Source organism: Pseudomonas sp. Lb2C2 (assembly GCF_052112205.1).
Classification (GTDB): domain Bacteria; phylum Pseudomonadota; class Gammaproteobacteria; order Pseudomonadales; family Pseudomonadaceae; genus Aquipseudomonas; species Aquipseudomonas kilonensis.
The window spans coordinates 212,428-225,940 of the sequence record NZ_JAUTYW010000005.1 but is presented as its reverse complement, the minus strand read 5'-3'; the positions used below and the strand labels follow the sequence as shown (position 1 = coordinate 225,940).

18 protein-coding genes are annotated in these 13,513 nt (G+C 58.1%); 6 read left to right on the top strand and 12 right to left on the bottom strand.

The window, feature by feature from the left end:
* Positions 1 to 42 precede the first annotated feature (42 nt).
* A complete protein-coding gene (locus Q7F16_RS16425) occupies positions 43 to 369 on the top strand; it encodes a DUF2025 family protein (protein ID WP_046062569.1) in 327 nt (108 codons plus the stop codon).
* A 214-nt stretch (positions 370 to 583) separates the two neighbouring features.
* On the opposite strand, the gene Q7F16_RS16420 is transcribed toward Q7F16_RS16425, so the two are convergent.
* Positions 584 to 898, bottom strand: a complete 315-nt coding sequence (locus Q7F16_RS16420) for an antibiotic biosynthesis monooxygenase family protein (RefSeq protein ID WP_046062568.1) — start codon at positions 896 to 898, stop codon at positions 584 to 586.
* Positions 895 to 1,605 carry a CTP synthase C-terminal region-related (seleno)protein gene (locus tag Q7F16_RS16415; protein ID WP_409556061.1) on the bottom strand — a complete coding sequence of 237 codons (711 nt, stop codon included), beginning with the start codon at positions 1,603 to 1,605 and terminating at the stop codon, positions 895 to 897. The genes Q7F16_RS16420 and Q7F16_RS16415 overlap by 4 nt, the downstream gene beginning before the upstream one ends.
* 14 nt (positions 1,606 to 1,619) lie before the next feature.
* On the opposite strand from Q7F16_RS16415, the gene Q7F16_RS16410 reads away from it, so the two are divergent.
* Complete coding sequence (locus Q7F16_RS16410) at positions 1,620 to 2,567, top strand: LysR family transcriptional regulator (protein WP_409556060.1); 948 nt, start codon at positions 1,620 to 1,622, stop codon at positions 2,565 to 2,567.
* A gap of 93 nt (positions 2,568 to 2,660) precedes the next feature.
* On the top strand, positions 2,661 to 3,194 hold the full coding sequence (locus Q7F16_RS16405; RefSeq protein WP_186650443.1) for a DUF1003 domain-containing protein: 534 nt from the start codon (positions 2,661 to 2,663) through the stop codon (positions 3,192 to 3,194).
* A 23-nt stretch (positions 3,195 to 3,217) separates the two neighbouring features.
* Here the strand turns inward: Q7F16_RS16405 and Q7F16_RS16400 are convergent, their stop codons facing one another.
* On the bottom strand, positions 3,218 to 3,826 hold the full coding sequence (locus Q7F16_RS16400; RefSeq protein WP_046062565.1) for a TetR/AcrR family transcriptional regulator: 609 nt from the start codon (positions 3,824 to 3,826) through the stop codon (positions 3,218 to 3,220).
* A gap of 190 nt (positions 3,827 to 4,016) precedes the next feature.
* On the opposite strand from Q7F16_RS16400, the gene Q7F16_RS16395 reads away from it, so the two are divergent.
* Positions 4,017 to 5,075 carry an MBL fold metallo-hydrolase gene (locus Q7F16_RS16395; RefSeq protein WP_409556059.1) on the top strand — a complete coding sequence of 353 codons (1,059 nt, stop codon included), beginning with the start codon at positions 4,017 to 4,019 and terminating at the stop codon, positions 5,073 to 5,075.
* Positions 5,076 to 5,092: 17 nt separating this feature from the next.
* On the opposite strand, the gene Q7F16_RS16390 is transcribed toward Q7F16_RS16395, so the two are convergent.
* Together Q7F16_RS16390 and Q7F16_RS16385 are read right to left on the bottom strand one after the other, a co-directional pair.
* Entirely contained in the window at positions 5,093 to 5,410 is a 318-nt protein-coding gene (locus Q7F16_RS16390) for a helix-turn-helix domain-containing protein (protein ID WP_003204826.1), read from the bottom strand.
* An 81-nt stretch (positions 5,411 to 5,491) separates the two neighbouring features.
* Positions 5,492 to 6,268: an AraC family transcriptional regulator gene (locus Q7F16_RS16385; protein WP_409556058.1), complete on the bottom strand. Its 777-nt coding sequence runs from the start codon at positions 6,266 to 6,268 to the stop codon at positions 5,492 to 5,494.
* Between the two features lie 112 nt (positions 6,269 to 6,380).
* Here Q7F16_RS16385 and Q7F16_RS16380 point away from each other — a divergent pair, with 112 nt between their 5' ends.
* Positions 6,381 to 7,196 carry a sulfite exporter TauE/SafE family protein gene (locus Q7F16_RS16380; RefSeq protein WP_409556057.1) on the top strand — a complete coding sequence of 272 codons (816 nt, stop codon included), beginning with the start codon at positions 6,381 to 6,383 and terminating at the stop codon, positions 7,194 to 7,196.
* 5 nt (positions 7,197 to 7,201) lie between these two features.
* Here the strand turns inward: Q7F16_RS16380 and Q7F16_RS16375 are convergent, their stop codons facing one another.
* Positions 7,202 to 8,194: a hypothetical protein gene (locus Q7F16_RS16375; RefSeq protein ID WP_409556056.1), complete on the bottom strand. Its 993-nt coding sequence runs from the start codon at positions 8,192 to 8,194 to the stop codon at positions 7,202 to 7,204.
* A gap of 317 nt (positions 8,195 to 8,511) precedes the next feature.
* Here Q7F16_RS16375 and Q7F16_RS16370 point away from each other — a divergent pair, with 317 nt between their 5' ends.
* Positions 8,512 to 8,880 (top strand): helix-turn-helix domain-containing protein, encoded by a 369-nt coding sequence (locus Q7F16_RS16370; protein WP_046062560.1) that lies wholly within the window; start codon positions 8,512 to 8,514, stop codon positions 8,878 to 8,880.
* 168 nt (positions 8,881 to 9,048) lie between these two features.
* On the opposite strand, the gene Q7F16_RS16365 is transcribed toward Q7F16_RS16370, so the two are convergent.
* The 6 genes from Q7F16_RS16365 to Q7F16_RS16340 all read right to left on the bottom strand — a co-directional run bounded on the left by Q7F16_RS16365 (position 9,049) and on the right by Q7F16_RS16340 (position 13,161).
* The gene (locus Q7F16_RS16365; RefSeq protein WP_046062559.1) at positions 9,049 to 9,369 is read right to left on the bottom strand and encodes a helix-turn-helix domain-containing protein; all 321 of its coding nucleotides are present in this window, start codon (positions 9,367 to 9,369) and stop codon (positions 9,049 to 9,051) included.
* A complete protein-coding gene (locus tag Q7F16_RS16360) occupies positions 9,347 to 9,718 on the bottom strand; it encodes a type II toxin-antitoxin system RelE/ParE family toxin (protein ID WP_046062558.1) in 372 nt (123 codons plus the stop codon). The genes Q7F16_RS16365 and Q7F16_RS16360 overlap by 23 nt, the downstream gene beginning before the upstream one ends.
* Positions 9,719 to 10,010: 292 nt before the next feature.
* Positions 10,011 to 10,520, bottom strand: coding sequence for a BRO-N domain-containing protein (locus tag Q7F16_RS16355; protein ID WP_046062684.1), 510 nt, complete (start codon positions 10,518 to 10,520; stop codon positions 10,011 to 10,013).
* A gap of 391 nt (positions 10,521 to 10,911) precedes the next feature.
* Positions 10,912 to 12,159: a ribonucleotide-diphosphate reductase subunit beta gene (locus Q7F16_RS16350; RefSeq protein WP_025215114.1), complete on the bottom strand. Its 1,248-nt coding sequence runs from the start codon at positions 12,157 to 12,159 to the stop codon at positions 10,912 to 10,914.
* 490 nt (positions 12,160 to 12,649) lie between these two features.
* Positions 12,650 to 12,865 carry a hypothetical protein gene (locus Q7F16_RS16345; protein ID WP_409556055.1) on the bottom strand — a complete coding sequence of 72 codons (216 nt, stop codon included), beginning with the start codon at positions 12,863 to 12,865 and terminating at the stop codon, positions 12,650 to 12,652.
* 32 nt (positions 12,866 to 12,897) lie between these two features.
* Positions 12,898 to 13,161, bottom strand: a complete 264-nt coding sequence (locus tag Q7F16_RS16340) for a DUF2790 domain-containing protein (protein WP_024617097.1) — start codon at positions 13,159 to 13,161, stop codon at positions 12,898 to 12,900.
* Positions 13,162 to 13,513 lie beyond the last annotated feature (352 nt).

Here is a 13,513-nt window from a genome sequence, read left to right as displayed (position 1 = left end):
CATCGATCAGACGTCCCGAGGGACGTATCCATGAGGTTTACCATGCGCACCACTTCGACATTCATCTGCCAGGCCGCCGACCAGCTCAAAGGTTTTGTCGGCCTGAACCGCAAGACTGGCCAATACATCGTACGGTTCAGCGAAGACGCTTTCGGCATGGACGTGGCCGACGACGGCATCATCCCCACCTGCGAATTTGTCTGGGCCCCTGTGGCAGACGGCACCATGGCCTTGAGTCGCGAGCGCATCCAGTTGCTGCTGGACCAGAACATCGACGACCGGATCAACCTGTCCGAACCTTTGCGGGTGTACATGGCCCGCAGCGACCTGCCGGAAATCGTCGCGGTGCGGCAGTTGGTGACAGGCTGAGCCTCAATCTTGAATTGAACAGAGATCCTGTGGGGGCCCACAAGGATTTTTGGAATGGCACGGTCCTGTGGCGAGGGAGCTTGCTCCCGCTGGGTCGCGCAGCGGCCCCCAAAAAAGCGATGAGCGCTGCGCACTCAAGCGGGAGCAAGCTCCCTCGCCACAAAAGCTTCCCAGCTATCACGCTACAGATTGATCAACGGTAAACACTGTGACACTAGATTGGGCGTTGGAAGGCATAGTCGCGTTCGACCTTGCACACCCTTGTATGGCAATGGGCATACCAAGTGGAGCGGCCGCGCTCGCGGATCGCGCTGTGTTCAGGATGCTGCTTCCAGGCCAGGATCGCCGCTTCATCGCTCCAATAGGACACGGTAATCCCCAGGCCATCGTCGCCACGCGCCGATTCGACACCGAGAAACCCCGGCTGCTCTTGAACCAAGGCCAGCATACGCTCGGCGGCTTCGGCGTAGCCTTGGTCCCCCTCGGTGCGCAGGGAGGTGAAAATTACCGCGTAATAATGGGCACTCATGACTCTTTCCTGGCGCAGGCTTCGACAAACGCACTGACCAGCGGCGGCACGCGCCCTTCCAATGCGGCACGTTCAGGCTGGAACAGCGTGGCGACAAAGAACGGATGGTCCTGCAGCTCCACCGCGCGCAGGCCGCCGGCCGAGTCCCGGGCCACGGCGTGCAGGCGCTGATTGAGCAAGTCCTTTTCAAAATCCGGGTTGACCCCGAAGCGGCAATGGTAGCCCTCGAATACCCTCTGGCGACCATAGGCCTTGGCAATCAACGAGTCCGCATCGAGCTGCAGGCTGTCGAGGGTTTCGATCAATGCACAGCTCAGCGGCGTCAGCAGCGCCCGTTCAGCCTCGGGATCGGTTTCGCCATGGGCGGCGTCGGCCCAACCCATCACGTTGCGGGCGTATTCCAGCACGGCATGTTGAAAACCACCGCAGGTGCCCAGGAAAGGGCGACGCTGTTCGCGGGCAAACCGAATCGCCTGCAAGGCGCCGGCTTCGTTTTGGTAGGGGCTGCCCGGCACGCACCAGATACCGTCGAAATCCTCCAGCACTGCGTTGTCGGCGATGAGCGGCGTTGCCAGCCATTGGACGCGAATGTCATGGCCGGTTTGCCCGCCGGCCAGCTCAAGTGCGATGGAGATCGCGCGGTGAGCGGTGATGTGTGGGTCGTGGTCGCCGACCAGGGCGATGTGTAAAGGACGCTGTTTTTCCATGAGAGACTCGCCGCTTGTTGATTCCTGGTCGCCACTATAGATTGGCGCTCACGCAATCAATATTGGCGTTTATCCAAGTGATCAATGCAACAGCGCACTATCGTCTGGACTATCCCGACCTGTCCCTGATCCTCGCACTGGTCCGTGGCGGCACACTGGCCCGGGCCGCACGGCTGCTGCAGGTGGACGTGTCCACGGTGTTTCGTTCGGTACGTCGGCTGGAGGCGGCCCTGGGCCAACCCTTGTTCGAAAAAAGCCGTTCCGGGTACTTGCCCACGAGCCTGGCCCAGGCGCTGGCCGAACAAGCCGAGCGCGCCGAACAGGCCTTGGAGGCGGCGCGGGTGGGGGTGGAGCAGGGCGGCGAGGTCATCAGCGGGACGGTACGCCTGACGTGCAGCGACTCGGTCCTGCAAGCGTTGCTGCTGCCTGCGCTGGCGCGCTTCATGCCCGCTTATCCGGCGTTGACCCTTGAGCTGAGCACCTCGAACGACTTCGCCAACCTGAGCCGCCGCGATGCCGACATTGCGTTGCGCCTGACCCGTACGCCGCCGGAACACCTGGTCGGTCGAAAGCTGGGCAACGTGGCTTACCGGGTATGTGCCAGCGCCACCTACCTGCGCTCGGCGAATACGGATGACCTGGCTTCCATGATCTGGATCGCGCCGGACGATTTCCTCCCGGATCACCCCACCGTAGCCTGGCGCCGCCAGCATCTCCCCGGCGTGGTGCCCGCCTATCGCTGCAACAGCATGCTCTCGGTCACCGAACTGGTGCGAGCCGGCTTGGGTGTGGCGGCGCTGCCGGACTTTCTGATCGATGAACACCAAGGCCTGATGCCCCTTGGCAAACCGCTGGAGGGGTATGACACAGCCCTGTGGCTCCTGACCCGCCCCGACTGCCGGGCCTTGCGCTCGGTGGTGAGCTTGTTCGATGAGCTGGGACGCAATCTGCGCTGGCGCTGAGTTTTAACGGCTAGGGTGTACATGGCTCAATGGATGGCGCTCCCCCAACGGTTATAGTGCCTTGAGCACCAGCCCTTGGCAGAGAACATCATGATGACGAAGTCTTCCCAACCCACTCCCGCCGCACCCGTTGACCATTTGCGCTTTCATCGCCCCCACGCGCATCTGGCGCCGACCTTTGGCAATGACCGCTTTGCGCTGAGAGCGGAGGCGTTCGCGCGTTTTTTCGGGACGCCGATGTTCCTCGGCGCGCAAACCTTGATCGTGCTGCTATGGATCAGCCTGAACCTGGTGGGTGTGTTTCATTTCGATGCCTACCCGTTCATCTTGCTGAACCTGGCGTTCAGCCTGCAGTCGGCCTATGCCGCGCCGCTGATTTTGCTGGCGCAAACCCGCCAGGCCGCTCGGGACAAAGCCCAGGCGGAAGCCGACGCCCAGCATCGCGAAGCCTTGGCCGTCGCCAACAGCGAGCGCCAGGCCCAGGCCGCACAGAATACGGCGCAGTTGCTCGAATTGTTGGAGCAGAACACCCGCCTGACGGAAATGACCAAGGCATTGACCGAGCGTATCGACAACTTGACCACTGAAATGCACCAGAAGGTCGTGCACAACCCATCGATGCAATAACCCTTCATTACAGGACTTCTTGATCAGGCCTGGTAACGGCTCAGGAACATGTCGAGGGCCGACTCGATCACCCGGGTCTGCTCATCCTGGGTCAGGCTGGGTTGCCCCATCGAAATCTGCGGCCAGAAGGCAAACGTCTTGAGCAGCCCATGCATTTGCTGGGCGGCAAGTGCCGGCTCCACGGGTTTCAACCGGCCATCGGCCTGGGCTTGGCGAATCCAGGCCGTCAGGCCTTCCTCACGCTGGCCCATGCGCGACACCATGTCCTGGGCCCGCTCCGGGGAATGAATGGTGGCGGCGATGGCGATGCGCGCCAGGTCGAGGAAATTCTCATCCGCCAGCAGCTGCAGTTTGGCTTGCAGCAATGTTTGAAGCTGCTCCCGTAGCGGCTTTTGCGGGCTGTAGGGCATGTCCTGTTCTGCGGTAATGCTGTTCCATAACCGATTCAGAATTTCGGCAAACAACGCTTCCTTGCTCGGGAAATGGTTATACACCGTGCGTTTCGATACGCCGGCGGTCGCCGCGATCTTGTCCATGCTGGTGATCTCGAAACCGCTGCTACGGAATTCAGCAATCGCGGCCTGGAGGATGGCTTCGCGTTTTCGTTCGGTAAGGCGCTGCGGTACGGTCATGGGCAATTCGTCGGTTGAAGTGAGAGAACTTACACTCGGCAGTTTACTTGCTCCGGAGATTCATGCAATCTAGAAACTACACCGAGTGGTGTAGTTTTTGAGTCGAGCGGCTGAGCGTGCATGCAACGGCCATCCAGCGTCCCACAACGACGAAGCGCAATGGCGACGACGTCCTTGGAGTTATCGCACCATGACCATTCCCTCTCTTTCGAGCGACAATCCGTCCAGCCATGACGCATCTCGGCATGAACAGGGCAAGTTTCGCAATCATGCCTTCACCCCTCGGGAAGGCTTTGGCACCACCCTGCGCATCATCTGGAACATGATCTTCCACAAGCCGCGCACCACCCGGCCTGCGGGCGCCATCGAGGTTCAACCGCTGACGCGCGCCGCGCTGCTGGCGGCGCCGAACAACAGCGCATTCCGCCTCGGCCATTCCACCGTATTGCTCAAGCTGCGGGATAAATTCTGGCTGACGGACCCGGTGTTCGCCGAGCGCGCCTCACCCGTGCAATGGGCCGGCCCGAAGCGTTTTCATCAGCCGCCCATCAGCCTGGAAGAATTGCCGCCGATCGAAGCGGTGATCCTGTCCCATGACCATTACGACCACCTCGATCATCAGGCCATCCTCAAGCTGGCGGCCAAGACTCGCCACTTCCTGGCGCCCCTTGGCGTGGGCGACACCCTGATCAAATGGGGCGTCGACGCCAGCAAGGTGCGTCAACTGGATTGGTGGCAAAGTACCGAGGTGGACGGTATCGAGTTCGTTGCCACGCCCTCCCAGCACTTTTCCGGGCGCGGCCTGTTCGACAGCAACAGCACTTTGTGGGCCTCGTGGGTGATGATCGACGGCGCCACGCGAATTTTCTTCAGCGGCGACACCGGCTACTTCGAGGGTTTCAAACGCATCGGCGAGCGATATGGCCCCTTTGACCTGACGCTGATGGAAACCGGCGCCTATAACGTCGATTGGCCCCACGTCCACATGCAGCCGGAGCAGACCCTGCAGGCTCATATCGATCTCAAGGGCCGTTGGCTGCTGCCGATCCACAACGGCACGTTCGACCTGGCGATGCATGCCTGGTATGAACCCTTCGATCGCATCCTGGCCCTGGCCTGGGAGCGCAATGTTTACATCGCCACCCCGCAAATGGGCGAAGCATTCACCCTGACGCAGCCGCAACGTGGCCGTGCCTGGTGGCTGGACGTAGAGCCCTCGGCGTACCAGGACCAGGCCGGTATCGCATAGCACTCACAGGCTTGGCGTTATTCAATCATTGCGTAATCGGAGCGCCCCATCGGGTCCGGCGTCGCACCCTTGATGTTCATGCCGCGTCCCGGTGCGAAGCCGGGGAAGAACACAAGGCCCTCGGCCTCCAGGCGAAAGGCCAGGGCCAGGCGAGTGACATCGAGCAACTCGCCGCCAGCCTCGAAGCGGCGGATGGCCTGGACCGAGACGCCGGATTGGCGGGACAGCTCCTCGACACTCCAACCCAGCATGGCTCGCGCCTGTGCACTGTGGGCAGGGGTGAATTGATAGACAGCGATGCGTTCCAGAGTGGTTTTGATTGCGAGAGAGGCCATGGGGGCTCCAAAGCTGTGGGATTAAAAAATACTGTGTTTTTGTACAGTTGTTTTGAATCCCGATCAATCTCATTTTTTTGATCAATGACCGGCGGTCTTCTCCAGCCAGGCGCTTGGGGCGTGACCCAGTACGCGACGAAACATCGTGGAGAATGCCGCAGGGCTGTCGTAGCCAAGGTCCAGGGCGATTCGGGTCACTGAATTGCCTACGGCCAATCGGGACAATGCCGACATCACGCAGGCTTGTTGTCGCCATTGGCCGAAACTTAACCCGGTTTGCTGTCTGAACAGGCGATTGAATGAGCGCAGGCTGATAGGCAACTGCGCCGTCCATTGCACGGGCGAGACGTGGGCGTCCGGGTGTTTCAGAAATGCCTGGCACAGGCCCAGCAGGCGCGGGTCTTGGGGCAGTGGAAGGTGCAGTGGCAGATGGGCGCTGCGCAGCAACTCGTGCAGCAACAGATCGATCAGCACCCCATCGCGTCCAGTCTCGTCATAGTCCAGCGCAAGCTCCACGGCTTCCATCAGCAACTGGCGCATCAGGGGCGACACGTTGATGACCTGGCATCGGGCGTCCATGGCCGTTACGGCGACCGGTTCGATATACAAACTTCGCGTGCTGACGCCCAGCATCAGCACTTCATGGGCAACCCCGGGCGGGATCCACACTGCCCGTTGCGGCGGCACCACCCAGTTGCCGTCTGCCGTGCTGACCTGCATGACTCCGGTGGCGCCGTAGAGCAACTGCGCGCGCCGATGGGTATGGCGCGGCAACCGATGACCGTCAGGGTAATCCGTGCCGATAGCCACCACTGGCCGTGGCGTGTCGTCCAGCAGGTCAATCGAAACCTTGCGCATCGAGCGGTATCCAACGATTGGCGTAAACGCAAACATTATTGGCTTACTTGCTGAAGCAGGCCAAGCCCCATCGCTCTATCGTCGGCCTCTCTCAATTAACGGATGCTGCGCGATGTTCTACCTCTTGCTGGCACTTTTCGGCTGCATGACTGGCGTCACCGCCGTGTTGTTCGGCTTCGGCGGCGGATTCGTCGTGGTGCCCTTGCTATACCGCATGCTCACCGCCAGCCACGGCGCTGACGACCCTATCGGCCAATCGGCGATGCACATCGCCGTGGCCACCTCGACCTGCGTGATGATCGTCAACGCGCTGATCGCCACCGCCAAGCATTACCGTGCCGGTAACCTCATTCGCCACTACGTGTGGCCGTTGGGCGGCTTCATCGGCCTGGGCGCTATCGTCGGAGCCGTTGCCGCGATGTGGGCGAGTAGCGAAGTCATTCGCTATGCCTTCATCGTTTATCTGGGCGTAACCATTCTGGACTGCTTGTTCAGACGCGGTTTTCTGACACAGTCTGACGCTGTAATCCCACGGCGATTGGGCAGGGCAGAGGTATCGGCAGGCGGCATCAGCATCGGCGCCATCGCCACTTTTCTGGGCGTGGGTGGCAGCGTCATGACGGTGCCGTTATTGCGTCGTTGCGGGCTGAACATGTCGCGCGCGACGTCCATGGCTAACCCGCTGAGTTTGCCGGTTGCGGTGGCCGGGACGTTGACTTACATGGCCATGGCCGGGTTTATCGAGTTTGATTTGGGGCCGTGGTTTGTGGGTTACGTCGACTTGATGGCCTTCGCTGTGCTGACACTTGGCGCGTTAGTGGGTATTCGTCTGGCAACGCCATGGATCGGACGGATACCCGATCGGTTGCATGCGTGGGTGTATGTGGGGTTATTGCTGGTGGTAATGGGCGGAATGTCGCTGGGATAGGGTTGCTATTTACCTACCAACCCCGGCGCTTCCCGAACAATGAAGTGATCCAGGTTCTCGATATTGGCACTGAACACCCCGAACGTTTCTTCGGGGTTCTTCTTGCTCGGCACCTGTTTCAACTCCGGCGTCACGCCATAAAAGAAGCAATACAACGGCGCGTCACTGTCGACGGCATGCTTGATCTCTTCCAGGAACGCTCTGCGCTTGCGGTAGTTATCGATCAGCTTCTTGCTCAGGTAAACGTTGACTGAGTAAGGCTTCTTCTTCGCCTCGTCCGGTTGCTTGAACCAGACCTTGGGTTCGAAATCGATGCGAAAGCTTTGCGTGTAATCCTTTATTTCCTTGATCTTGCCCCAGTAAATCAAGCCCTTATTGTCCTGCAAGTATTCGATCTTCTTGAAGAACGATCCATAGGGCGCCGTGTGCTCGCCAACCTTCAACAGCTTGCGCTTGAGCAGGTCCTTGTCCGCGAAGTTCGACACAAAACACTCCACCGGGTGGGCGAAGACGCTGGTCTTGTCGGGTGTCGAATCATGGGCGCAATGAACGTCATCACCGTGGGACGATAGGGTGGGCGACGTAGGCCGAGTCGCTGCTTCAACGTCCTTCGACGGATCGGACGGCTTGCGCACGTACTGACGCCGAGTCAGCAACAACTCCGACGGAAAATGCTCCTCGCGGTCGTCATCCGTTTCCGCCTCGCCACTCTCTACACCCAACCTCGGCGTTTTCGGACTGACGTAAGGGCAGCCCTCGATATGCTGGGTCGTTGGCTGATTCTTGAAATGTGGCGTGCGGATGTAATTGACGTTCTTGGCGTTGAACGTCGTCAGCCGATTGTCCTCATCAAACGCCACCCGACAGGCATCGTTGGGGCACTGAAAGCGCTCCTTGGCCGAATCGAAGGCCATGGTCTCGTCGAAATTCAGATCCCGAACGTCATAGATCGAAAGCTTGGCATCGAGGCTGAGGCAGTAGGCGGTGTCGAATTTCATCGGGGCTCGGGTCCATGAGAGGAAGTGTATTAATACCGAAGGACGCGGCGGGCTGCACCCAAAGTTTCAACACACCACAAACCCCCTGTGGGAGCGAGCTTGCTCGCGATTCCCAAACCCAACCCAACCATCAAGCCTGCCACTCACCTGCGCCCTGACACCAACCTGTGGCGAGGGGATTTATCCCCGCTGGGCTGCGTAGCAGCCCCGGTTTTACGGCCCCAAACTCGAATAAATCGGTATCATAATGCCGGTTATAGCTCGACCTTTCAGATAACCGGCAATATATTGCCGGAAGCAGTAAATGGGAAATTTCGATGAAAGAGAACACCGGTGAACGACGCAGGGAAATCATTGACGACATCGCCATGCAGCATGTGACGGGGATCGAAACCCTGGGAACCGCTATTCGCCGGCTACGGCTTGAGGTGACCGGCCTGGATCAGGAAACCTTTGCTGCCATGTGCAATATGTCGACCAAGGCCCTGTACCAGATCGAGAAGGACAAGGGTAACCCGACCATCAACACCCTCGAAGCTATTCTGAGAAAGTTCGGGCTGCGACTGGGGCTGACCAAGGCCGCGACAAACCTTTACTCGCCGCCGCTTGTGCAGCAAAAGCCGGTCTTCGAAATGCCCGTTCGTGGCGCCAACCCGAAACGTAAGTTGCGAGATAGCTCGGTATAGTTGCCGCTCTACGAGCTACTGGGAAAGACAGCGCTGTTGACTAGGATGTGGGCAGGTTCATTCATGAAAAAGCCCCCGTCAGGGGGCTCAGTCTGGTCTTGCAGTGGTTTTTGATTGTTGCCCAGTGATACACCTTCGGTCGTCAGTTCGTCTCCGGCTCCGTGCCTGCTAGGCCAGTATTTCGATACCGTGTTTTTCCACGATACTGAGCAGCTTAAGGGCCATCCCTCCTGGACGTTTGTCGCCGGCTTCCCACTGCTTAACTGTCGATGCGCTTGTGTTCAGGTAGCGGGCAAAAACCGGCTGACTGACGTGACTGCGCAGACGAATCTTCTTGATCTGAGCAGGCGGGATCTCAGCAGGCACCTCAGCGATGCAGGTTTCATCGAATTCCCGCATGGTGGCCTTGTCGATAGCGCCGATTTTCAGCAGTGCCTCGGCCGAGCTATGAATCGACTCGAAAGCCTCACTTTTGAATTTTTTCGCCATTGCATATCTCCACAAAATCTTTTCCGTCCAGCAGATGCTGGACCTGCTCCTTGCTCAAACCTTTATAGGCATCAGCAAGCTTCTTAAACGCGGCCAGCTCTTTTTCAGTGATGTTGTCTTGGTCTTTCTTAGCAAACAGAAACTGATAAACCCAATAGCTACGACCCTTGGCAAGGATGATCGAGCGGTGACGATTTTCATTGAGGCGTTTTTTCCAGACGCCTCCGCCCAAATCATCGGCTTGTCCGTTCACTACCTCCTGCACCGCCTTGCAGAGATCAGCATCTGTGATCGTTGCCTTCTTTGCTGCAGCAGCAAAGGTCTTCGTTTTGAATACCCTCATTGGCATATGCTTTCCCTTTGATGTGTAAAGCTACCACTCAGTGGTATATGTGTCAAAAACCTGAATCTTGCAGATAGCGCCATCTAGTATGGGGACGGGGGACACGGCCGTGAGGGGAGCGGGGCTCTGATATTGTTTCAACAGATCGCAAAATCTGTGCGAGCGAGCAGCAATCGAGCCTCAACACCAAACACCAGTGGCGAGGGAGCTTGCCCCCGCTGGGCGCGTAGCAGCCCCAATTCCATATCACCAACAAAAAACCGCCGCCCGAACACGGACGACGGCTTCTGATTGAATCTCAAAACCCTCGCAAAATCCGAGAAGCTTTCCGCCACCAGGATTCATGCTGGCTAAACGGATCATCCACCAGCACCGCGGGCATATCCCGCAGGCGAATCCATGGCTCATCCTGCCAGTGCAGCATGCAGAGCGACATCTTCGGCCAATCCAACACGCTCAACGTAGGCCGTTCCACCTTATGCGAATAGCGCTCATCCCGCAGGGTTGGCACTACCTGATGCGTGATCCACTCACGCAGCAATCGATACTCAGGGCAGTAGTGATAAACCAGCAATGCATAGACGCCTGACTCGCTCAGCATCAGACGCTCTTCGGTCAAGCCGTGGACATGCACGAGCATCATCCGGCGCTGATCAGGGTCAAGCTTGCGTGTCATGCGCTCATCAAGGTGCTTGCTCATCAAGCGACCCAAATCTGAGGCACTGAACCAAGCTTGGTTTTCAACCAAGAGGGTATGCAGATGGAGGTTGTGACGGGTGAAAGCGATCGGAATATAAGCATCAGGCAGATGGGTCTCCGAGGTATACGGAGAGCAGGGTGAGATTTTTGTGGGCATAACGACCTCTACGTTCAAAGGTTAGCGGCGCGAGCCCGACGTAGAGGATGTAAGAAAAATCCCAACTAGCTATTCTCTCCACACAAAGTTGCAAATGTCCTTAGACAGTACGCGGTTCTATGTTCGGCGATTAGCTACTACGTTGGGCGTTTCTTAGGCACCTGCGACTAAGATAGGTAACGAGACGATACGGCGTCAATGCGGAAAGATTCTGAGTTTTTCGTAGGGTAAAGGTAGCTTGCCGGTCCCAGAGTTAAACGCAGTTTTGGTCCTGTAGAAATACAAAAACCCCGTTTTCACGGGGTTTTTAGTTACGTGTGCAGCCTAGGATTTTTCTTTCAAATCAATCCCAGCTCAAAGCCCCACCCGTCTGATACTCAATCACGCGCGTCTCAAAGAAGTTCTTCTCTTTCTTCAAGTCCATGATCTCGCTCATCCAAGGGAACGGGTTAGTCGTCCCTGGGTACTCTTCCTTAAGACCAATCTGCGACAAACGACGGTTAGCGATGAACTTGAGGTAATCCTCCATCATCGCTGCGTTCATGCCCAGCACGCCGCGAGGCATGGTGTCGCGGGCGTATTCGATCTCCAGCTGGGTCCCTTGCAGGATCATCTGGGTCGCTTCTTCCTTCATCTCGGCATCCCACAGGTGTGGGTTTTCGATTTTGATCTGGTTGATCACATCGATGCCGAAGTTCAGGTGCATGGATTCGTCACGCAGGATGTACTGGAACTGCTCGGCGACGCCGGTCATTTTGTTGCGGCGGCCCATGGAGAGGATCTGGGTGAAGCCGCAGTAGAAGAAGATGCCTTCCAGGACGCAGTAGTAAGCGATCAGGTTGCGCAGCAGCTCTTTGTCGGTGTCCGGGGTGCCGGTTTCGAACTTCGGATCGGAGATCGAACGGGTGTATTTCAGGCCCCAGGCGGCTTTTTTCGCGACCGATGGGATCTCGTGGTACATGTTGAAGATCTCGCCTTCATCCATGGCCAGCGATTCGATGCAGTACTGGTAGGCGTGGGTGTGGATCGCCTCTTCGAACGCCTGGCGCAGGATGTACTGGCGGCATTCCGGGTTGGTGATCAGGCGGTACACGGCCAGGACCAGGTTGTTGGCAACCAGGGAGTCGGCGGTGGAGAAGAAGCCCAGGTTGCGCATCACGATGCGGCGCTCGTCGTCGGTCAGGCCTTCCGGGGTTTTCCAGAGGGCGATGTCGGCGGTCATGTTGACTTCTTGCGGCATCCAGTGGTTTGCGCAGCCGTCCAGGTACTTCTGCCAGGCCCAGTCGTATTTGAACGGCACGAGCTGGTTGAGGTCGGCGCGGCAGTTGATCATGCGCTTTTCATCGACGGCGACACGGGCAGAGGCGCCTTCGAGTTCGGCGAGGCCTTCGGCGACGTCGAGTTTGTCGAGGGCAGCCTTGGCGCGAATGATCGCGGCCGAGTCGCTGGCTGTCACGGCCCGCGCTTCCAGGGCGGCGGCACCGCCGGCGCTGTCGAGGCGGTCCATGTTGGCTTCAGAAGCGTGGCCGGCGTTTGCGCCTTTTACAGCAACTTCGCCGTCTTCTTTGTCGAATTCGTCCCAGCTCAGCATGACGTGTCGTCTCCTGCGTGAGGGCCAGATGCCCGATGAAGGCCTACTGGCCGCGGTGGATCTTGGAAAAATCGTTTGTTGCAGCAGCTGACGCAGGCAATAAACAGAAAAATGTACGGGTCATTCCGGAGCGGCTGTGAACGCGAGGAGGCGATTGGCCTCTGCGTGGGCTCCAGGCTGGCGTGATCCCCTGTAAGGGAATATTGCAGGCCCGTTTAAGGCGGCATTATAAGGACTTTTTTGCCTACGTGCTGCGGCGAAATAGCTCACAGAAGGGGTAGCGGGTGGCATATCCGCGTAGGAGCGAGGGTTTACAAGGCTTTGGCCGCTGAAGATTTTTTTTGCATGGATCGTATCGCGGTTTTTTTTGATCAAAAAACGAGCGTTTTTTGCGGGTTTGCACTACATGTTGTGTTTGTGGAGGGTTTTCGGCGGTTCTAGACACAACCAGGCCCGATCGAAACCGGGCCGTGGAAAATGTCAGTAATGATCAACCGATGCGGGCTGAACGGGTGCGATCGTAGCCATCGGCGGCAACGGTAGCAGAGCCGATGCGGTCGTAGCCGTCTTGCGCGACGGTGGCGGAGCCGGTGTGGTCGTAGCCGTCTTCTGCGACTGCGCTACCGGTGCGATCAAACCCGTCGGCGGCGAAGGTATTGGCGGCCAGTACGGACAGGGTCAGGGCCAGGATCAGTTTGGTTTTCATGGTGGTTGCTCCAAATTCCTTTATCAAGTCAGTCAGCCGTTGGAGCAGCCGTTGCCCATGACGCTGTAGCGCAGGATGTGGCGTTGGCCCTTGGAATCGTCGTATTCCATCTTCGCCGGTACCACTTCGCAGACGTTCGGGATCTCGCTCATGGAGATGACTTTGGCGATGTCCAGGTGGGTGGAGTAGGTGTACTCCTCAATGGCCGGTTTTTGCTGTGCAACATCGGTCGGGACCTCGTCTGCCATCGCGGTGGCGCAAAGGCTGCCGAGGACCAGAACCCATAAAGCTTTCATCTAATTCACCTTTCTTGAGGTCGAGTGGGGTCACGCAACCTTTTTAGGGTTGCGTGTGGAGCTGATATTGGAAGTTTGATTAACGGCCTTCGTGGGGGCTGTGTTGCGCTAATCGTGTTTGCCGGTTGGCGAGGTGGATTTTAGAAGGTGAGGGTGGGGGTAAACAGACTCGGTTTTGATAAACACTGTTGGTTGATCTGGTAATAATCGTCGTAGGAAGCGGTGGCTGTCTGTTACATCTGTATTGGATCTACCGCCGCCTTCGCGAGCAAGCCCGCTCCCACAGGGGATTCGCTGGGTGCGCAGGTTAGTACCGACATTTTGTAGGGACTTGTTACTACCATCGTCGAAT